This window comes from Hymenobacter sp. B81 (assembly GCF_044628455.1).
In the GTDB taxonomy this organism is placed as follows: Bacteria; Bacteroidota; Bacteroidia; order Cytophagales; family Hymenobacteraceae; genus Solirubrum.
On sequence record NZ_JBIYZW010000001.1, the window covers coordinates 1668085 to 1688053 of the forward strand.

The 19969-nt window shown below is 66.0% G+C and carries 15 protein-coding genes; 2 read left to right on the forward strand and 13 right to left on the reverse strand.

All coding sequences use genetic code 11. The annotated features are described in order from the left end of the window. Positions 1 to 32 precede the first annotated feature (32 nt). The 7 genes from ACE191_RS07380 to ACE191_RS07410 all read right to left on the reverse strand — a co-directional run bounded on the left by ACE191_RS07380 (position 33) and on the right by ACE191_RS07410 (position 8118). Positions 33 to 332 (reverse strand): hypothetical protein, encoded by a 300-nt coding sequence (locus tag ACE191_RS07380; RefSeq protein ID WP_400191548.1) that lies wholly within the window; start codon positions 330 to 332, stop codon positions 33 to 35. A gap of 35 nt (positions 333 to 367) precedes the next feature. Further along, positions 368 to 1189 (reverse strand): nitrilase-related carbon-nitrogen hydrolase, encoded by an 822-nt coding sequence (locus ACE191_RS07385; protein ID WP_400191549.1) that lies wholly within the window; start codon positions 1187 to 1189, stop codon positions 368 to 370. Positions 1190 to 1358: 169 nt separating this feature from the next. Next, positions 1359 to 2735, reverse strand: coding sequence for a dihydropyrimidinase (gene hydA, locus ACE191_RS07390; protein WP_400191550.1), 1377 nt, complete (start codon positions 2733 to 2735; stop codon positions 1359 to 1361). A gap of 161 nt (positions 2736 to 2896) precedes the next feature. Beyond that, a complete protein-coding gene (locus ACE191_RS07395; RefSeq protein ID WP_400191551.1) occupies positions 2897 to 4687 on the reverse strand; it encodes an NCS1 family nucleobase:cation symporter-1 in 1791 nt (596 codons plus the stop codon). 103 nt (positions 4688 to 4790) lie between these two features. Then, positions 4791 to 6143: an aminotransferase class III-fold pyridoxal phosphate-dependent enzyme gene (locus ACE191_RS07400; protein WP_400191552.1), complete on the reverse strand. Its 1353-nt coding sequence runs from the start codon at positions 6141 to 6143 to the stop codon at positions 4791 to 4793. A gap of 120 nt (positions 6144 to 6263) precedes the next feature. Next, positions 6264 to 6560 carry a GIY-YIG nuclease family protein gene (locus tag ACE191_RS07405; protein WP_400191553.1) on the reverse strand — a complete coding sequence of 99 codons (297 nt, stop codon included), beginning with the start codon at positions 6558 to 6560 and terminating at the stop codon, positions 6264 to 6266. Positions 6561 to 6645: 85 nt separating this feature from the next. Further along, a complete protein-coding gene (locus ACE191_RS07410) occupies positions 6646 to 8118 on the reverse strand; it encodes a CoA-acylating methylmalonate-semialdehyde dehydrogenase (protein WP_400191554.1) in 1473 nt (490 codons plus the stop codon). Positions 8119 to 8277: 159 nt separating this feature from the next. Between ACE191_RS07410 and aspA the strand changes: the two genes are divergently transcribed. Next, complete coding sequence (aspA, locus tag ACE191_RS07415; RefSeq protein ID WP_400191555.1) at positions 8278 to 9684, forward strand: aspartate ammonia-lyase; 1407 nt, start codon at positions 8278 to 8280, stop codon at positions 9682 to 9684. Positions 9685 to 9751: 67 nt separating this feature from the next. Then, positions 9752 to 10111, forward strand: a complete 360-nt coding sequence (locus ACE191_RS07420) for a DoxX family protein (RefSeq protein ID WP_400191556.1) — start codon at positions 9752 to 9754, stop codon at positions 10109 to 10111. Between the two features lie 99 nt (positions 10112 to 10210). Here the strand turns inward: ACE191_RS07420 and ACE191_RS07425 are convergent, their stop codons facing one another. The 6 genes from ACE191_RS07425 to ACE191_RS07450 all read right to left on the reverse strand — a co-directional run bounded on the left by ACE191_RS07425 (position 10211) and on the right by ACE191_RS07450 (position 19627). Next, positions 10211 to 12640, reverse strand: coding sequence for a hypothetical protein (locus ACE191_RS07425; RefSeq protein ID WP_400191557.1), 2430 nt, complete (start codon positions 12638 to 12640; stop codon positions 10211 to 10213). 24 nt (positions 12641 to 12664) lie between these two features. Next, positions 12665 to 13813: a DUF4249 domain-containing protein gene (locus ACE191_RS07430; protein ID WP_400191558.1), complete on the reverse strand. Its 1149-nt coding sequence runs from the start codon at positions 13811 to 13813 to the stop codon at positions 12665 to 12667. A gap of 1 nt (position 13814) precedes the next feature. After that, positions 13815 to 16646 carry a carboxypeptidase-like regulatory domain-containing protein gene (locus tag ACE191_RS07435; protein WP_400191559.1) on the reverse strand — a complete coding sequence of 944 codons (2832 nt, stop codon included), beginning with the start codon at positions 16644 to 16646 and terminating at the stop codon, positions 13815 to 13817. A 10-nt stretch (positions 16647 to 16656) separates the two neighbouring features. Further along, positions 16657 to 17388, reverse strand: coding sequence for a hypothetical protein (locus ACE191_RS07440; RefSeq protein WP_400191560.1), 732 nt, complete (start codon positions 17386 to 17388; stop codon positions 16657 to 16659). Between the two features lie 482 nt (positions 17389 to 17870). After that, positions 17871 to 18488 carry an NTP transferase domain-containing protein gene (locus ACE191_RS07445; RefSeq protein WP_400191561.1) on the reverse strand — a complete coding sequence of 206 codons (618 nt, stop codon included), beginning with the start codon at positions 18486 to 18488 and terminating at the stop codon, positions 17871 to 17873. After that, the gene (locus tag ACE191_RS07450) at positions 18482 to 19627 is read right to left on the reverse strand and encodes an XdhC family protein (RefSeq protein ID WP_400191562.1); all 1146 of its coding nucleotides are present in this window, start codon (positions 19625 to 19627) and stop codon (positions 18482 to 18484) included. Before ACE191_RS07450 ends, ACE191_RS07445 begins: the two co-directional genes overlap by 7 nt. Positions 19628 to 19969: the final 342 nt, after the last annotated feature.

Genomic DNA, 19969 nt, shown 5'->3' on the forward strand with positions numbered 1-19969 from the left:
AGAACCGCCGGCGCTATGCGGAGGCGCTGCTGTCAGCCGGTCACTACGTAAGCCAGTCCCAGCCCCAGAAAGCCGAGCAGCAGGATGATGCCACCGAGGACGAAGTTGGCGTAGCCGACATCTTTTTTCTCCTGGTCGCCGCTGCGGACGGCCAGCTTCCACCCGCGCTTGGTCAGGAAGAGGCCTGCCAGGCCGAAAGGCAGCAGCGAAAGCAGCGCCAGTGCGAAAAAGAACGGAACGATGACGCCAAACAGCCCCAATGCAAAGGGGAGCGCATAGCAGTAAGTCGCGCGTTTGTAGCACGTTACAATCTGGGCTCTGCCAGAGGGCATTTGCGCGGTCGGTTGCCTTGTTCGGTTCAACAGCCCTACAGCTCCACCAGCTTCTCGTAGGTTTCGGGGCGCCGGTCGCGGAAGAACTGCCAGGTGGCGCGCACCTCGTCAATCATGTCCAGATCAAACTCGGCCACCAGCAGCTCGTCCTGGTATTCGTCGGCCTCGGCAATGATCTGCCCGCGCGGGTCCACGAAGTACGAGGTGCCGTAGAAGCGGCCCAGGTTCCAGGGCTTCTCCTCCCCCACGCGGTTGATGCAGCCCATGAAGTAGCCGTTGGCCGCGGCGTGGGCGGGCTGCTCCAGCTTCCAGAGGTACTGCGAGAGGCCGGCCACCGTGGCCGAAGGGTTGTACACGATTTCAGCTCCGTTCAGCCCCAGCACGCGGGCCCCGTCGGGGAAGTGCCGGTCGTAGCAGATGTACACGCCCACCTTGGCGTACTTGGTTTGAAACACCGGGTAGCCCAGGTTGCCGGGCTTGAAGAAGTACTTCTCCCAGAAGCCCGAGGTGTGCGGGATATGGTTCTTGCGGTACTTGCCCAGGTAGGTGCCGTCGGCGTCGATGACGGCGGCCGTGTTGTAGAGGAAACCCGCCTGCTCCTTTTCGTACACCGGCACGATGATGACCATGTTGTACTTGCGGGCGTACTCGGCCATGCGCTCGGTTGTCGGGCCGGGCACGGGCTCGGCCGAGGCGTACCAGGCTTTGTCCTGGCCGGGGCAGAAGTACGGGGTGTTGAAGATTTCCTGCAGGCACAGAATCTGCACGCCCTGCCGCCCGGCTTCCTCAATCAAGGGAATGTGCTTCTGCACCATCGCCTCCTTGATTTCCTCGATCGTGCCTTCGCCTTCGGTCATGGGCAAGCTCATCTGGATCAAGCCAGATTTAATAATTCTTGGCATGGTGGGGTAAGCGGTTATTTGGTTGGGGAAAAGACTGTTTCAGTGGTTCAGGCAGGAAAACCGCCCGACCAAGGCCGTCATGCTCGCTCGGCACGACGGGCTGAGGCGAAGCCTCTCATTTAAGTTAGTAAATCGTTGGCCCTCTGCGAATAAACTGCCCGTAGCCGCGGCCGACTTTCGCCTCCCCGTCGTGCACGGCGACCCGGCCGCGCAGCAGTACGGTGTCGATTTTGCCAGTCAGCTCCCAGCCTTCGTAGCCGGAGTAGTCCACGTTCATGTGGTGGGTCTGGGCCGAAATCGAGTGCTTTTTCTCCGGGTCGATGAGCACCAAATCCGCGTCGGCGCCGATGCTGATGGTGCCTTTGCGCGGAAACATGCCGAATATCTTGGCCGCGTTGGTGCTGCTGACTTCCACGAACTTCTGCAGCGAGATACGGCCCTTGCTCACGCCTTCCGAAAACAGCAGCTCCATGCGGTGCTCGATGGCCGGGTGCCCGTTCGGAATCTTGGAAAAGTCGTCGGCGCCCATCTTTTTCTGCTCCCACATAAAGGGGCAGTGGTCGGTGCCGACGACCTGCACCAGGCCCTGGTTGATGCCGGCCCAGAGCGTCTGCTGGTCCTTTTTCTCGCGCAGCGGCGGCGACATCACCCACTTGGCGCCCTCAAACTCGTCGCCGTAGAGCGAGGCGTCGAGCAGCAGGTACTGAATGCAGGTTTCCACGAACAACCGCTGATTCCGCTCGGTGGCGCGGCGCACCTGGTTCAAAGCCCCCTCGCAGGTCAGGTGCACGATGTAGGCGTTGACGCCGGTGTAGTTGGCAATGTCGGCGAAGCGGCCCGAGGCTTCGGCCTCCGTTACTTCGGGCTGCGAGAGGTAGTGGTAGCGCGGGGTGAGCTGGCCCGCGGCCCGGTGCTGGGCAATGAGCGTGTCGATCATGTCGCCGTTGGTGGCGTGGGCCGTCACCAGCCCGCCGTGCTTGCACACTTCCTGCATCAGCCCCACCATCTGCGCGTCGTCAATCATGAGCGCGCCCTTGTAGGCCATGAAAGTTTTGAAGGAAGTAATGCCCTCGGCCACCATGTCCTTGATTTCCTCCTTGGTCTGCGGGTTGAAGTCCGTCACGGCCATGTGGAAGGAATAGTCGCCCACAGCGGTGCCGGTGGCCCGGCCCTGCCACTCGGTAAGCGCCTCGCGCAGCGAATGGCCCTGCTTCTGCAGCACGAAGTCGATAACGGTAGTGGTGCCGCCGTGCAAGGCGGCGCGGGTGCCCGTCTCGTGGGTGTCCGAGCTGAAGGTGCCCATGAAGGGCATGTCCAGGTGCACGTGCGGGTCGATGCCGCCGGGCACCACGATTTTACCGGTGGCGTCGATGACTTCATCGGCCTGCACCGGCAGGTTGCGGCCGATGGCGGCGATGGTTTCGCCCTCAATCAGGATGTCGCACACCGCGTCGGAATCGGCCGTGACGACGCGGCCGTTTTTGATCAGCAAAGACGCCATTAAAGCGGGGAAATGTGGAACAAACTAGACGTAAAATGTAGCCATTATTATTTCAATTTTCCAAATAATCAGACCATTTCTTATTAATAGTTGCGCACGCCGCGGCCGCTCGACTTTAAATCGAATTGCCAATGCCATTAAATGGCGGGACCCGACGGCTATTATTCGGCAGCTACGGCTACCGGTCGGTCGTTTTTTTCGGGCTGTCGAACCGGCCGCCGGTGCAGTAAATAATACGCGACGTAGGCGACCAGAAAACCGGTAAACCAGGAGAGCGTGTACAGAAAATTCAGCGCCGGCACCCAGTAGCCCACCAGGGCCGTGCCCACGCCCAGGGCCAAGGCCAGTAGGGCGGCGGGGTTGTAGCCGCGGCCGCCGTAGCTGTACTCGCCCGCGGGCCGGTACAGTTCGGCCAGGTTCAGCTGCTTGCGCCGGATGGTAAAGTAGTCGCAGAGCAGGATGCCCAGCACGGGCCCCAGCAGCCCGCTGACGAAGGTGAGGATGCCGCTGATTTCGTTGAGCAGCCACCACGGGCAGATGATGATGCCGATGAGACCCGCCAGCACCCCACCCGTGCGGAAGCTGATGCGCCCCGGCAGCAGGTTGGCAAAGGCGTTGGCCGGGGCAATGACGTTGGCAGCAATGTTGGTGCTGAGCGTGGCTACCAGCATGGCCAGCTGCGACACCACCACCACCCAGGGATTGTCGAAGCGGGCCAGGAACGACACCGGGTCCCAGGGCGCGTCGTCGGCAATGAGCAGGTCGGGGAACAGCAGCACGGTGGCGCAGGTCACGAAAATACCCACGAATGAGTACAGTACCATGGTGCCCGGCAGACCCATAAACTGCCCCGCCACCTGGTCGCGCTGGCTGGTGGCGTAGCGGGTGATATCGGCAATGCTCAGCGACATAGTGGCCCAGAACCCGACCATGGCCGTAAGCCAGAGCAGGTATTGCCAGACGGTGGCTCCTACCCCACCGGTGCCAGCATCTGGTAGCTTGACCGGCGCCACGCTGGAAACCAGGTAGCCGCCCTGGGCTTTCGGCGCGCGGTATTCAATCTTCAGTTCAGCGGGAAGCTGCGTTGCCGAAACCGGGGCGTTGGTCAGCGGACTCAGCCAGGGAAGCGTGGCGTTTTCCGGTATCGGCTGCCAGGGTCCGGCCAAGGATTTTTCTCCCTTGTTCATCGGGTAGTGCAGCCGGTATTCGGTGGCTTTGCGCCGGCCAGCGGCGTCGCGCAGCGGCAAGAGCTGCAACTGTAGCTGGCCCGTGCCCGCATCCGGCAGCAGCCGCGCGGCTGGCTGGCTGAGCTGTGCGCCCTGGGCCAGCACGTTGGCAAAGCCGCCGCCGCGCAGCACGCCCCAGCCAATGAGCACCAGCCCCATCAGGATGAGGAAGGGCGCCGAGAAATTTTCCAGCCACTTGATGCTTTCGGTGCCGCGCCAGATGAAGTAGATGTTTATCACCCAGAACACGCCGAAGCAGATGAACTTGGCCGCATCCAGCCCGGTGGTAGCCGCCTGGCCCGTCACCGCGTTCCAGATGGCGTAGATGGCCAGCCCGCCAATCCACGTTTGCACCCCAAACCAGCCGCAGGCCACGATGGCGCGCACCAACGCGGGCACGTGAATGCCCTGGGTACCGAAAGCCGCCCGGCCCAGCACCGGAAACGGAATGCCGTATTTCACCCCGGCGTGCCCGTTGAGCACCATCGGCACGGTGATGATGAGGTTGGCTACGGCAATGATGATCAGGGCTGCCTGCCAGCTCAGCCCGGCCCGAATCATGTACGAGGCCAGGATGTAGGTGGGAATGCACACGGCCATGCCCACCCACAGCGCCGCCAGGTGCCAACGGTTCCAGGTGCGCTGGCTGGGCGGCACGGGGGCCAGGTCGGCGTTGTAGAGCGGCGAGCGGGTGACGTCGGCGGGCAGTTCGGGGAAGTCGGCCATGACGCGTTCGGGTTAAACCTCACCCCGGCCCCTATCCTGCAGAGCGGGCCAGATGTCAGCAACTATGTTATTATGTATCAGCCCATGCCGGGCCGAAGGCGTGCTACTGCACGTGCTGGTCGGCGATGCGCAGGGCTTCGGAAATGATGGCCAGGCCTTCTTCCAGCTCGTCTTTGGTGATGCTGAGCGGCGGCGCAATGAAGATGTAGTTCCAGCGCACGAAGGTGTACATGCCCAGCTCCTTGATCTTGGCCGCTACCTGGTTCATCACCGCCATCTGGTCGGGCGCGGCGTTCCAGGGTGCCAGGGGCTCCTTCGTGTCGCGGTTTTTCACCAGCTCCAGGCAGCCCAGCAGGCCGGTGTTGCGCCAGTCGCCGATGCTCGGGTGCTGGCCCATCAGCTCGCAGATGCGGGCGTCCAAATAGCGGCCCATCTCGGCGGCGTTCTGCACCAGGTTTTCTTCCTCGTAGATGTCGAGCACGGCTACGGCCGCGGCGCAGCTCACCGGGTGGGCCGAGTACGTGAGGCCCAGCGGCAGCGGCCGCTCGTCGAAGTGGCGGGCAATCTGCTCGTCCACCATCACCGCGCCCAGCGGCAGGTAGCCGGCCGTGATGCCCTTGGCCATGGTCATCAGGTCCACCTTCACCCCGTGGTGGTCGGAGCCGAACCACTTGCCGGTGCGCCCGAAGCCCGACATGACCTCGTCGGCAATGAGCAGGATGCCGTACCGGTCGCAGAGCTGCCGCACCCGCTGCCAGTAGCCGGGCGGGTATTTGATGCAGCCCGAGGTGCCCGACTCGCCCTCCATGATGATGGCCGCTACGCTGCCGGGGTTTTCGTACTGAATGATGCGCTCCATGGCCGCTGCGGCGCGCTCGGCGCACTCCTCGGGCGTGGCGCTGTACCAGGGGCAGCGGTAGAAATACGGGTTTTCGACGTGCACCACGCCCGGCATGGCCTGCGAGTCGACGGCGAACTTGCGCGGGTCGCCGCCGGCGCTGATGGCCCCGTACGAGGCGCCGTGAAACGACTGGTACAAAGCCACAATCTTGTGCCGGCCGGTATAGATGCGCGCCAGCTTGATGGCGTTTTCCACGGCCTCGGCCCCTCCCAGGGTGAAGAACGCCTTGGTCAGGTTGGGCGCGGTGATGTCGGCCAGGCGCCGGCCCAAATCGCCGCGGGCCTTGGTAATCATGCCCGGGTACACGTAGCTCAGCTCGCGCATCTGGGCGGCCACCGCCTCGGTCACTTTCGGGTGGCCGTGGCCGATGTTCACGTTCATCAGCTGCGACGAGAAGTCGAGGTAGCGTTTGCCGTCCCGGTCCCAGAGGCACACGCCCTCGGCCCGCTCGGCGCTGATGGGGTTCAGCCCCGCCTGCTTCGACCACGAAAACAGGGTATGATCGAGGTTATCGCGCAGGATTTGCTCCTTGTCGGTTTCGGTGTAGGTTTCCATTTTTTGGTTGTGGGGAAAGGGCAATTAAAAGCACGCGCAAACGGGCTTGTAATATAGGTGAAAGAACGTCATGCCGAGCGCAGTCGAGGCATCTCGCGTGCTGATACCAAATACTATTTTCTACCCGGGCCAGGTCCGCAAATCAATCGGCTCCCAATTCGGGTTTGATAACCCAATTAAGTATTCTTTTTTAGCCCGCGTCCAGTTCTTTATTTGCTTTTCTCGGGCAATGGCTTGAGTGGCGCTCGGAATGATTTCGAAATACACCAGCAGATTGCATTGGTAGCGGCCCGTGAACCGCGCCTCATCCCCTAAGCCCTGGCTGTGCTCGAACAAGCGCCGCTCCAGATTATTGGTGACGCCGGTGTACAATACTGTGCGGGCGGGATTGGCCAGGATGTACACGTAGAAGCTCATGCGGAAAGGCTGCTATCAGCCGTCAGCACGCGAGATGCCTCGGCTGCGCTCGGCATGACACCCGATTTTGCCAATTCAACACGAACTAGCTCATCCAGTTGGTGCGCGACTCGGGGTTCCACTTGGTCGTCACCTTCTTGATCTGGGTCCAGAACTCGATGGAGCTTTTGCCGGTGATATCGGCCGTGCCGAACTTCGACTCGTTCCAGCCACCGAAGGAAAACGGCTCCCGCGGCACCGGCACCCCGATGTTCACCCCGATCATGCCGGCCGAGGCGTTTTCCATCACGTAGCGGGCGTGGGCGCCGCTCTGGGTGAATACCGCCGCCGCGTTGCCGTAGTTCGAGCTGTTTTCGATGGCCAAAGCCTCGTCCAGGGAATGGGTGCGCATGATGGCCAGCACCGGGCCGAACACTTCCTCGCGGGCAATGGCCATGTCGGGCGTCACGTAGTCGATGACGGTGGGGCCCACGTAGTAGCCCTGCTCCTGCCCGGCCACGGTGGCGTTGCGGCCGTCGAGCAGCACTTTGGCGCCGGCCTGCTCGGCTTCGGTGATGTAGCGTTCAATGCGTTCCTTGGCCTCGCGGCTGATGACCGAGCCCAGGTTCTGGCCCGGCACGATCTTGCGCGCCTCGTCCACCAGCTTTTCGATGATGTGGTCGACCGCGCCCACCGCTACCATGGCCGAGCCGGCCATGCAGCGCTGCCCCGCGCAGCCCGACATACTCGCGGCCACGTTGGAGGCGGTCATATCGGCGTGGGCATCGGGTAGCACCAGCAGGTGGTTTTTGGCCCCGCCCAGCGCCACGCAGCGCTTCAGGTTGGCGGTGGCGCGGCGGTACACCACCTTGGCAATCTTGGTGGAGCCCACAAACGACACGGCCTGAATGTCGGGATGGTCGCAGATGGCTTCCACGATTTCCTTGTCGCCGTGCACCACGTTCAGCACGCCGTCGGGCAAGCCGGCTTCCTTCAGCAGCTCGGCCATGCGGCCGGCGCTCAGCGGCACCTGCTCCGAGGGCTTCAGCACCAGGCAGTTGCCCAGGGCAATGGCGTTGGGTACCGTCCAGTGGGGCACCATGTTGGGGAAGTTGAACGGGGCGATGCTGGCCACCACGCCCAGGGGCCGGCGTTCGGCGCGGCACTCCACGCCCTTGCTCACCTCCAATAGTTCGCCCGACACCAGCTGCGGCAGCGAGCAGGCAAACTCGGTCAGCTCAATGGCCTTTTCGATTTCGGCCCGCGCTTCGTCCATGGTTTTGCCGTTTTCCTCGTGCACCAGCTCCGTGAGCTCCTGCATGTGCTGCTCGAGCAGGGTCTTGTAGCGGTAGAACACCTGCACGCGCTCCTTGATGGGCATGGCCGACCAGGCGGGGAAAGCAGCCTTCGCGGCCTGCACGGCCGCATCCAGCGCCGCGGCGTCGGACAGGGGAACCGTGGAAATCATTGCGCCGCTCAGGGGGCTGAACACGTCCAGGGTGCGGGCCGCCGGGCCGTCGACAAACCGGCCGGCAACGTAATTGCGCACCGCCGGGTACTTCAAAACTTCGACTTCCATGTTACCTCAAGGTTAAGCCCTTGCAAGTAATGGTTTTGCCCCACAATCGCAACTTTGCGGGGGCCGTCCGCGCATTTTCTTTCAGCTTTGCCGCCGCAAGGCCCCGGCCCCGCCCGGTCGATTTGCGTACACCCTTCCCCACCCTACCAGTTGAGCTTTATGCAGAACTCCCGGCTTGAACACGATTTCCTCGGCGAGCGGGCCATTCCCGCCCAGGCGTACTACGGCATCCAAACCCTGCGCGCCCTCGAGAACTTCCACATCACCGGGATACCGCTCAGGTCGGAGCCGCTGTTTGTACAGGCCCTGGCGCTGGTGAAAAAGGCCGCGGCTTTGGCCAACCGCGACGCGGGCATCCTCTCGCCCGAGCTGGCCGGCTTCATCGCCCAGGCCTGCGACCGGGTGGCGGCCGGCGAGCTGGACGACCAGTTTCTGACCGACATGATTCAGGGCGGGGCGGGCACGTCCGTCAACATGAACGCCAACGAGGTCATTGCCAACGTGGCCCTGGAGCTGATGGGCAAGCAGAAGGGCGAGTACGAGTTCTGCCACCCCAACAACCACGTCAACTGCTCGCAGTCGACCAACGACGCCTACCCCACGGCCTTCCGCATCGCGCTCAGCAACAAACTGGTGGGCTACCGGCAGGCGCTGGAAAAGCTGGCCGACGCCTTTGCCCTGAAAGGCGAGGAGTTCCGCAACGTGCTCAAGATGGGCCGCACCCAGCTGCAGGACGCGGTGCCCATGAGCATGGGCGACGAGTTTCACGCCTTCGCCACCAACCTGCGTGAGGAGCTGCTGCGCATTGATGACAGCCGCCAGCTGATCCGCGAAATCAACATGGGCGCCACCGCCATCGGCACGGGGGTGAATGCCCCGGCCGGCTACGCCCCCAGCGTCACCGAGCATTTGCGCCAGCTCACCGGCCTCGACTTGCTGCTGGCCGGCGACCTGATTGAGGCCACCTATGATACGGGCGCCTACGTGCAGCTTTCGGGCGTGCTCAAGCGCACGGCCGTGAAGCTCTCCAAGATCTGCAACGATTTGCGCCTGCTGTCCTCGGGGCCGCGGGCGGGCCTGTTCGAAATCAACCTGCCGCCCTTGCAGCCCGGCTCCAGCATCATGCCCGGCAAGGTGAATCCGGTGGTGCCCGAGGTGGTGAACCAGACCGCGTTCTACGTCATCGGCGCCGACCTGACGGTGACCATGGCCGCCGAGGCCGGGCAGCTGCAGCTGAACGTGATGGAGCCGGTGATTTCCTTTGCCCTGTTCACGTCCATCAGCTACCTCACCAATGCCTGCCACACCCTGCGCGAGAAGTGCGTGGTGGGCATCACCGCCAACGCCCGGCACGCCGAAAACCTGGTGCGCAACAGCATCGGCATCGTCACCCAGCTCAACCCCGTGCTGGGCTACGAGACGGCCTCGGAAATTGCCAAGGAAGCCCTGCGCACGGGCAAGTCGGTGCACCAGATTGCGGTGGTCGAGCGGCAGCTGCTGCCCCAGGCCAAGTGGGACGAAATCTTCACCTTCGAAAACCTGATTCGGCCCGACTTTATCCAGTAGCCCCGGGCGCCCAACCCCGGCCGGCGGGGTGCGTAGGCAGCAGGCAAACGCCTTAACCTTCTGCACTATGGACACCTCACTAAGCCGTTTTGCCCCCCACACCTACGCGCTGCTGCGCATCTTGGCGGGGTTGCTGTTTGCCTTGCACGGCAGCCAGAAGCTGCTGGGTTTTCCCGGCGACGGGGAGCCCGTGCCGTTGGCCTCCCTCATGGGTTTGGCCGGCGTGGTCGAGCTGCTGGGCGGGCTGCTCGTTGCCTTGGGCTGGTTTACCCGGCTGGCGGCGTTCTTGGCCAGCGGGCAGATGGCGGTGGCTTTTTTCTGGAAGCACTTTCCCCAGCACCCGCTGCCCCTGCTCAACGGCGGCGAGCCAGCCGTGCTGTTCTGCTTCGTGTTCCTGTGCATTGCCGCCCACGGCCCCGGCATCTGAAGCCTCGATGCCCTGCTGCGCCGCCGCGAATCCGCCCCCGCGCACTGAGGCCCGCTTCCCCGGTTGGAGCAGCGGGCCTCAGCCGGGTAATGCGGCCTGCTACAGCGCGCCGGTTACTTCGAAGGTGAAGCTGGTACTGCCGGGCAGGCCGGTGGGCGTGAGTCCCTGCACCACCACGCGGTAGGTGCCGGCCTGGTCGGAGGTGAAAAACTCCAGCGCCTGCTCGGGGCCGGCGGTGGTGTTCACGTTGGGGTTCCAGTACAGCAGGTTGCGCAAATCGGGCAGGCGGCTTTGCTGCTGCTCGGGCGTGTCGTAGCGCGGGGCGTAGAACTCGCGCTGCAGCTGCAGGCCCTCATAGTCCTGCACCAGGGCGCGCTCGTCGAGGCTGAATTCCTCCAGGTCGCCGCGGTAGGTGGTGTAGCTCAGCAGGCCGCTGTAGGTCAGCTCGCCGTGGAAGTAGCGGCTGTTGACCACCTCCAGCCGGCGAATGCGCAGCGGGTCCACGGCCATGAGCTTGTTGAGGTCGAACACCGGCACGCCGTCGAGCAGCACCATCGGGTCGTCGGTGAAGGTACCCTTGTTGGGCAGGTCGAGCACCTGGAAGTGGAAGCCGTCCTTGCGCCGGCGCACCAGCACGCCGGGCACGTACTCGCGCATCACTTCCTCCAGCACCTTGAAGCGGGTGTAGTCGTCGAGCATGTAGGCCGCGTCGGGCTTGCCGTAGAAGGCCAGGCTGTCGGAGGCCGGCACGAGGTAGCGGTTGCGGTACTTGCGGAAGTAGGCCTGCTGCACCTGGGCCTGCAGGTGGCGCTCGGTCAGCTCGGCCCGCTGGCCCGCGGCGGGGCTGAAGGCGGGCAGGCGGTACGCGGCCCGGCCGGTGGCGAAGGGGCTCAGCAGCTCGAAGCGGTAGAGGCTGTCGCGAAGCTGGTTGGTTTGCAGCACCAGGTCCTTGGGGCCGTAAAAGTCCTTCATCTCGTAGCGCACCAAGCCGTCGGCCTTGCTCACCGCGTTGTAGAGGCGCACTAGGCGGCCGGGCGTGGCCAGGTAGGTGGCCACGCCCTCGGCGGGCTGGCCGGTGCGGCGGTGCAGCACCCGGCCCTGCACCAGGTGGCCATTGAGTTCGGGCACGAACGCGGGCGCGGCGGGCGTGGCGGCCAGCACCTCGCTCCAGCGGAAGCGGCGCCAGCCCTGGGTCAGCATCAGGTTGTCGAGGGCTTCGCGGGCCTCGGCGGCCGGGGCCGTGAGGTAGTACTCGGGCTGTTCGATGCGGCCGCGCAAATCCGAGGTCAGCCCCAGGAAGGTGCTTATGTCGGCGGGTGCAACCGAGCTGAGCGAATCGACGCGGTACACGGCCAGCGAGAGGTTGGCGGGCACCGGCTGGCGGTTCTGGTCGGTGGTGGCTAGGCGCAGGCGCACTTTCTGGCGGGCGCCGTAACGGGTCTGGTCGGCGGCGGCGGCCACCAGCAGGCGGCGCTGCGGGGCGCGGAAGTACAGCCGCTCGGCCAGGGGCTGGCGGTCGGCGTTGAACAGGGTAAAGTGGGCCACGCCCTCGGGCAGCTGGCTGCGGTCGACGAAGAACACGGCCCGGCCGTCGGTGAGCCAGGTGCTGGCGCTCGCAAACAGCTGCTGGCGGGTGTGGCCCAGCAGCAGCAGGCCTTCGGGCCGGCCGCCGGCCACGTTGGCCGCCACCGTGAGCTTGAGCTGGTTGGGGTCGGTGTCGTCGAGGTGCAGCACGAAGCCCTGAGCCTGCGCCGTGGGCAGGCGCTGCTCGGTGCGGCGGCCATCGGGCAGGCGCAGCACGGCGCGGTAGGCCGCGCCCGGGGCGGGTGTGAGGGCAAAGCGGGCCATACCCAGGCGGCTGGTGCCGAAGCGGGCCACCACCCGGCCGGCGCCGTCAAGCACCTCGCCCGCGGCGGCCAGGCCGCGGCCGTGGTGGTCGGTGGCTTTCACAGCCACGGTGCTGGCCAGGCCCTGCACCAGCTGGCCGCCCTCGGGCAGCAGCTGCACGTCGTAGCCCGCCGAGTCAGCGGCGGCCGGGGCCGGCGCGTTCAGGCTCAGCAGGGTGTTAATGACCGTTACCGGGGCCTGGAAGAAGTAGTCCGGACCGGCGTTTTTCATCCAGTTGGTGTAGGCGCGCACCCGGTAGGTGCCCGAGGGCAGCGTGGCGGGCAGAACCAAGGAACCCTGGCCGGTGGCCGCGCGCAGCGCGACCTTGGTTTGCAGCAGGGCCCGGCCGGCGCCGTCGAGCACTTCCACGTAGGCCACCGAGCTCAGCGGCAGCGGCCGGTGGCGGGTGCCGTCGACGGCGTAGGCCTTAAACCAGAGCGTTTCGCCGCTCACGTAGGAGGGCCGGTCGAGGTGCAGAAACAGCTTCTCCTGCAGGTGCTGCTGCTGGTACTGGGTAAACTGCTGGCTCAGGGCCCGGGCGTAGTCGCCCTGGGCCCGGGCCGGCAGGGTGGCCGTGAGGCCCAGCAGCAGGCCGCCGGCGGGCGCCGCCAGGCGCCGCGTCAGGTCAGATAAATTCGGCAAGGTGGGGCGGTTCAGGGTCATGGGCTATTGCCAGAACGGCGGCTGCACGTTGGTGCCGCGGCGGCGGCAGTCCACGCAATCGGTAACGGCGGCCTGGTAGGCCCAGATCTGGTTGCGGAAGTTGTACAGTGGCTCGAGCGGGACGTAGTTGCCGCCGCCGAAGATATCGGGCATGTCGCGGACCAGCACCGTGTCGATGTCGATGCAGTCTTCGTAGCCGGTGAGCGGGTCCCAACTGCGGGGCAGCTCGCCGCGGGTGATGAACAGGCGCTTCTCGGCCACGGAGAAGGCACCCACGTAGCCGATGACCGGCTCGTCGGCGTTGCTCAGGCTGCGCACGTTGCCGGTGAGCTGACTGGGCAGCGGGTCAAACAGGGTGCCGATGTTCTCGGTGTTCTTGCGCAGGTTGTCCCAGTAGGCGTACTCCTCGGCGCTCTGGGCGTACTGGCGCACGTTCACGGTGTACTTGTAGCGCAGCTTCAGTGAGTTGGGCGGCAACACGGCCAGCGGCTGGTTGGCAATGACGTCCTGGGTCAGGCGCAGGCTGTTGCCCAGCCGAATAGGGGTCGACTTCTCCGACGTCCAGCAGCGGTAGATGTTGTCGGTGCGCCGCTGCACCTGGTTGTTGCGCCATTCCAGGTAGGCATTGAAGGCGGAGGTAAACTCCCAGGTTTCGTCGTAGTCCCAGCGGTAGTAGCGGGTCTGGTTCTGCGGGTCGTGGGTGCTCACGCTCAGCTGCAGGCCGGTGGGCAGCGCTTCCCAGCTCACGCGGTCGATTTCCGGGGTGGTTTTCACGGCCACAAAGTCGGAGGCGTAGACCTTGCCGGCGGCGGTGGTGAAGCGCAGGCGGTACTTTTTGCCGGGGTCCAGCGTCAGCGCCGGCGAGGAGTAGGTGCCGGGCAACCCCTCGGTGAGGTTGTACTGGGCGCCGCCCTCGGCCTCGATGAACACCACGGCCCGCGGCTCGGGCGGGGGCAGGCGGTTTACGTCCAGGTTGATGGTGCGCGAGAGTTTGATGGTCGACACGCCCTGGCTGTTGATGAAGCCATCGACCACCAGCAGGTTGGCCGAGGCGTTTTTCACCTTGGGGTTGAAGGGCTCCACGCAGCCGGCCAGCAGCACCAGCACCGCGCCCAGCAGCAGCCGGGAAATCAAGGACAGCTTGCCTTTCATGCTAAAACTTGAAGTTGTAGGTGACGGTGGGAATGGGCTGGCCGAAGATGGACAGCTGATAGCCGTTGATGCGGCCGTTTTCGGCCCGGAAGTAGATGGAGTACGGGTTCTTGCGGCCCGTCAGGTTGTACACCGACACCGTCCAGGAGCTGTGGGCCAGCTTTTTCACCTTGTGGTTGCCCTCGATGTTGAGCGCGAAGTCGGCGCGGTAGTAGTCGGGTACGCGGTAGGCGTTGCGCTCGGAGTAGTACACGCGCATGGAGTTGCCCACGTAGTACTTGGCCAGCGGCAGCGTGATGGGGCGGCCGGTGCTGTAGTTGAAGTTGAGCGAGGCGCTGAACCGACGGTTGAAGCGGTAGTTGCCGATCAGGGTGAAGTCGTGGGGCTTGTCGAAGTTGCTGGGGTACCAGCGCCCGCCGTTGATGCGGTCGGCTACCACGGGCGGGTTCAGCTGCACCAGGGAGCGGGAGTAGGTGTAGCTGACCCAGCCGTTGAGCTTGCCGGTGAGCTTTTTCACCAGCACCTCCACCCCGTAGGCCTCGCCGCGGGCATTCACCACGTCGGTTTCGATGGTGTGGTTCAGAATCAGCGAGGCGCCGCTCTTGTAGTCCACGAAGTCCTTCGTGCGCTTGTAGTAGGCCTCCACCGAGGTTTCGATGGTGTTGCGCTTGAAGTTGCGGTAGTAGCCCAAGGACACCTGGTCGCCCACCTGCGGGCGGATGTTGTTGTCGCTGAGCTTCCAGATGTCGGTGGGCGACATCGAGGCCGTGTTGGAAAGCATGTGCAGGTACTGGCGCATGCGCCCGAAGCCCAGCTTCACCGAGGAGTTGTCGGTCAGCGCGTACTTGGCCGAGACGCGGTACTCGGGGCCGTGGTGGGTGGCCAGCACCTGCCCGCCGCGGTAGTCCAGCGTGTCGGCAATGGTGCTGGTCGAGCGGCTCACGCCGGGCAGGTACTCGTACACCTGCCGGGGGCCCAGGGCGTTGAACAGGGAGTAGCGCAGCCCCAGCGAAATGGCCAGGCGCGGCGTCAGGTCGAGCAGGCTGGCGGCGTACACGGCGCTTTCTACGGCCCGCTCGCGCGCCAGCACGTCGCGGCCAATCAGCGACTCGGCGCCCCGGGGCTTGATCTGGCCGGGCTGCACGTTGTAGAGCAGCGTGCTCGCACCGAAGTCCAGCGTGTGCCGGTTGCTCTGGAAGTAGTTCACGTCGGCGCGCAGCCCGGTTTGCTTGATGCCGTAGCTCAGCTCCGAGGCGTTGACCGGGTTTTTCTCGCTGGCAATGTCGTACTCGTAGCCGCTGTGGGTGGCCGTCACCACGCCGTAGAGCTGGTTGTTGAACACGTGCTTCCACTTCAGGCTGCCGGCCAGGTTGCGGTAGGCGTAGAGCGTATCACTGGCCAGCTTGAACTTGTCGCGGCTCAGGTAGCCGGTGGCGTAAAAGGTGTTGCGTTCGTTGAGCTCGTGGGTGAGGTGGGCGTTCAGGTCGTAGAACGAGGCCGCGCTTTCGCGCAGGCTGCGGTTGGGCAGCTTCTGCAGCAACCAGTCGGAGTACGAGGTGCGCCCGCCCACCAAAAAGGCGCTGCGGTCCTTGGCCAGCGGCCCCTCCAGGGTGAGGCGGCTGGAAAGTAAACCGATGCCGCCGGCCCCGCCAAACTCCTTTTTGTTGCCGTCGCGGGTGGCAATGTCGAGCACCGAGGAGAGGCGGCCGCCGTGGCGGGCGGGCACCACGCTCTTGTGCAGCTCCACCGAGCGCAGCATGTCGGGGTTGAAGGCCGAGAAAAAGCCGAACAGGTGCGAGGGGTTGAAGATGGTCGCGTCGTTGAGCAAAATCAGGTTCTGGTCGGTGGCCCCGCCGCGCACGTTCATGCCGGTGCTGCCCTCCCCCACCGACTTCACGCCCGGCAAGGTCATCACCACGCGCAGAATGTCGGTTTCGCCGAAGGCCGTGGGCACCTGCCGGATGGTCTTGATGTCGAGCTTCTCCACCCCCATCTGCACCCGGGCCACGTTGGCGTCCTTGTTGCCCTCGATGACCACCTCCTTGAGCGGGGTGATGTCCTCCTCCACGTCGATGTCGAGCTTGCCGTCGGCGCGCAGCAGCACCTGGCGGCGGGTGCTCTTGAGGCCGATGCCGCGCACGCGCACCTCGTGGCGTCCGGCCGGCAGCGTGAGCGAGTAGAAGCCGAACTGGTCGGTGCTGGCCCCGGTGGGCGGCGACTCGATAAACACGGTGGCGCCGGCCACGCCCTCACCCGTTTTCAGGTCGCGGATGTAGCCCGCCAGCGTGGGCCGGCTTTTGTCGGGCTGGCCCGTGCCCACCTCCACCAGCTTCTGCTCGGCGGCAGCCCGGCGGCGGCGGGCCGCCGCGGTCGACGAAAGCAGGGCCGCGTCGTCGGGCGCGAGACCGGCTACCGGGCTGTCGGCCGAGGGCAGCTGGTAGTGCTCGGGCAAATCGGTGAGCACCGCCGCGCCGCGGGTGATGTAGATGCGCCGGTGCGCGTCGATGGCGAACTTGAGGCCGCTGGGTTGCAGGGCCCGCTCCAGCACCTGGGCCAGGGGCTGCTGCTGCACATGCAGGCTGATGCGCAGCGAGTCCACGGCCTCGGCCTCGAAGTAAAAGCGGTGCGGGGTCTGGGCCTCCACCCGACGCACAAACTCATCGAAGCGCACGCTGTCGAGGTTGGCGCTGATGAGCGGGGCCTGGGCCGCCGGGGTTTGCTGGGCGTGGGCGGCGGTGCTCAGCAGCAACGCCAGCAGCGCCGCCCGCGGCAGCCACGCAAATACGGTGCGGGCCGGCGCCGCGGCGCCGGTCGGCCAGAAATCAAGCCTCATGCTATCGGAATTAAAGCGCATCGCCGTACTTCACCAGGGCAACGATGGCGGCTTCCTTGGTCTTCTTGTTGAACTTGAGCTGGTTGTCGCGGATGAACTTCTGCAGCTCGGCCTTGCGGGCCGGAAACAGCTCCAGCACCGCTTTTTTACCGCTCAGGGCCCGGTAGCCCCCGCCCTGGCGGGCGTAGAACTCGGTTACCAGCTGGTACTCGCCGGTGGGGCCGTCGGGCGTGGTCTTGGTTTGCAGGTACTTCACCCGGCGCGCCAGCAGCTGCACCCGCCCCTCGTGGAGCAGGTCGTAGAAGCCGGTTTTGATGGGCGAGCCGGCCAGCGTGTCGGCCGCGAGGCGCACGAAGGTGTGATTGTGCACGGCAAAGCGGCGCACCTTCTCGGGCACCAGCTTCAGGTACAAGTTCACGCCGGGGTACTTGAGCACTACCTGGTCGAGGCGCATGTCGTAGCGCAGCGGCACGGCGTACACCGCCCCGTCGTAGTCGACCACGCCGGGGCTGTCCTCGGTCGAGAGAAAGAACTGGTGGCCTGCCACGTAGCTCTCGTGGTAGTTCACGTACTCCGAGCCGCTGTACAGGTACGACTCGTTGCGGACGGTGCGGGCGTACTGCCCGCGGGCCTGCTGCACGGCCGCCGCCAATAGGCTGCTGTCGGCCGCGGCCGTCTGCGCCTGCGCGGCCGGCCCGGCCAGGGTCAGCAGCAGGCCCAGCACGAAGAGGGTGCTTTGCACGAAGAAAAGAGGCTAAGTCAGGGAAATGCGGTGGCAGCTCCCCGGGGTGGGCAGGTAGGTAGCTCGGGTATCCGGGTGGCAGTGGGTGGCCGGCAACCGGGCGGAAGGAAGCGGAACGGGGCTACAAGGTAAGTCAGCCATTTGCATTCTACCTAATGCCCGGCGGGTGCTTTTCCCGGCTTTCCGGCCCCGTTACCGACCAGCCCAGAGCCGAATTCCAGACCCCGGTCAGTTCGATTATGTATTTACTGCTGCCCCGTTGCAATTGCCCACCGGAGGCGAAGAGGCCACGCGCTTCCCCGAATAATGCTAAGGTCATGCCTGCGGGCAGCGCCCACCAGGAATACGGAAAGAATAGAGGGAGTATAGACGGAGTATAGCCGCAGTATAGCCGGAGACTACCGGCGGCCTATTGGCAGAATGCAATCGGTCGCGGCGCCCGGCGGCAGCGCATTGCGAGAGGCAGCTACCCCGCCCGCGCGCTACGACGCGGGTGGGCCGGCCAGCAGCCGCGCGTAGTCGGCAGGGGTATCCACGTCGAGCAGGGCAGCGGCGCCGGGCAGCGGCTGCACCCGGCCGGGGTTGGCGGCCAACAAATGCCGGGCGCCGGCGGCCCCGCGCAGGGCGCGCAACTCGGCAAACACCTCGGCCCCGAACAGCGCCGGCACGCCCAGCCCGTCGTCGTAGGCCGCCGCCACGATGGGGCGGGCACTTTGGCGATGCAGCGCTACCAGCTGCCCGAGCAGGGCGGGGGTTACCAGGGGCTGGTCGGCCAGCACGATGAGCACGCCCCGGCAGCGGCCGGGCAGGGCTTCGGCGGCCGCCAGCCCCGCCCGAATCGAGCTGCTCAGCCCCTCGGCCCAGGCGGCGTTGGGCACGACCTGCACGGGCAGGCCGGCCACTTCCGGCAGCAGCGTTTCGTGCTCGGCCCCGGTTACCAGCAGCACCGGCCCGCAGCCCACGGCCACGGCGGTTTCGGCGGCGTGGCGCAGCAGGCTGCGGCCGCGGTAGGGCAGCAGCTGCTTGGGGCGGCCCATGCGGCTGGAAGCCCCGGCAGCCAGCAGCAGCACCGCCACGAAGTCGGGCGCGGCGGCTAGCACGACACGGGCAGGCGGGCGGCGTGCACGGGACCGGCGGCGTGGCGCAGAAAGCCCGCGGGCCGCCCCGCCAGCACGGCCTGGATTTCGGCCACGATGGACAGGGCAATTTCCTCGGGGGTTTCGGCGCCCACATCGAGGCCCACGGGGCTGTAGAGGCGGCCGGCCAGCCGGGCCTCGGCGGCGGGCTCGGCCGCGCTCAGCTCCGCGAGCAGGCGGGTGGCCTTGCTGCGCGGTCCCAGCAGCCCGAGGTAGGGCGTGGGCGCGTGCAGCAGGCGGTGCAGCACGGCGTAGTCGTAAGCGTAGTTGTGGCTCAGCAGCACGGCGTAGTCGGCCGCGAGCGGCAGGGCGGGCACCTCGGCCAGCGGCACTACGCGCACCGCGGCCGCCTCGGGAAACCGCTCGGCGGCGGCCAGGCGCGGGCGCCCGTCTACCACCGTTACGTGCCAGCCCAGCGCGGCGGCCAGGCGCACCAGCGGCTGGGCGTCGTTGCCGGCGCCGTACACGGTGAGGTGCAGCGGGGGACGCAGCACTTCCAGAAACACGCGCACGGTGCCGCCGCCGGGGCCGGGGTAGTCGCCGATGAGCGAGTGGTTCTGCGCCAGGGCCTGGTCGGCGGCGTGGCGCAGGCGGGCGGTGAGGTCGAGGTTGTCGAGCACCGAGCCGCGCACCTGGCCGTCGGGCAGCAGCAGCAGGCGCTGGCCCAGCTCGGCCAGGGCCTGGCCGGCGGCGCAGCGAAACACGGTGGCCAGCACGGCCGGCTCGGGGTGGCGGGCAAAGCCGCGCAGCAGCTCCAGGGGGTTGTCGGGGTCCTGGAAGTCGAGCGGCTCGAGCAGGATGCGCACCACGCCCTGGCAGCCGGGCCCCAGGCCGTGGCGGGGGTCGTCTTCGTCGGCGGTGTCGTAGGTGACCAGCACGGGCTGGCGGCGCTGCAGGGCCTGGCAGGCGCGCTGGCGGGCGTCGCCCTCGAGGCAGCCGCCGCTGATGGCGCCGGTGAGCCGGCCGTCGTCGGTGACGAGCATGCGGGCGCCGGGGCGGCGGTAAGCCGAGCCTTCGACCTCGACCACCGTGGCCAGGGCGCAGGCGCGGCCGGCGGCGCGGTTTTCGTCGTAGGCGGCCAGCAGGCGTTGAAGTTCGGTCATGAATGCGGGAAGTAAGCGGCGCGGGGTGCCCCGGCTGGTTGGGCAGCCGACCTCGGGCAGTACGCCGGCCCGCGGTGGGCGGTTGTGCCCGGGCCCGCTCGCAGCCGGCACGCCACCTCCCAAACCCCGGGATTCAGCGGCCCGACTCGCGCCCGGCGGGCGGGACCAGGCCACGGCCCCGCGGCCGAGCAATATTCACTTTTCCCGATTTTCCTGTTACCTTCTGGTTACTGAACTGCGCCCGACCCGGCCCATGCCCCGGCCGCCCCGGTCCGTCATTCCGGCTTGCCGGCAACGGCTTCTGCCCTGACTTCGTCAGCCCGTCCTCGCCCCCTTTAAAGC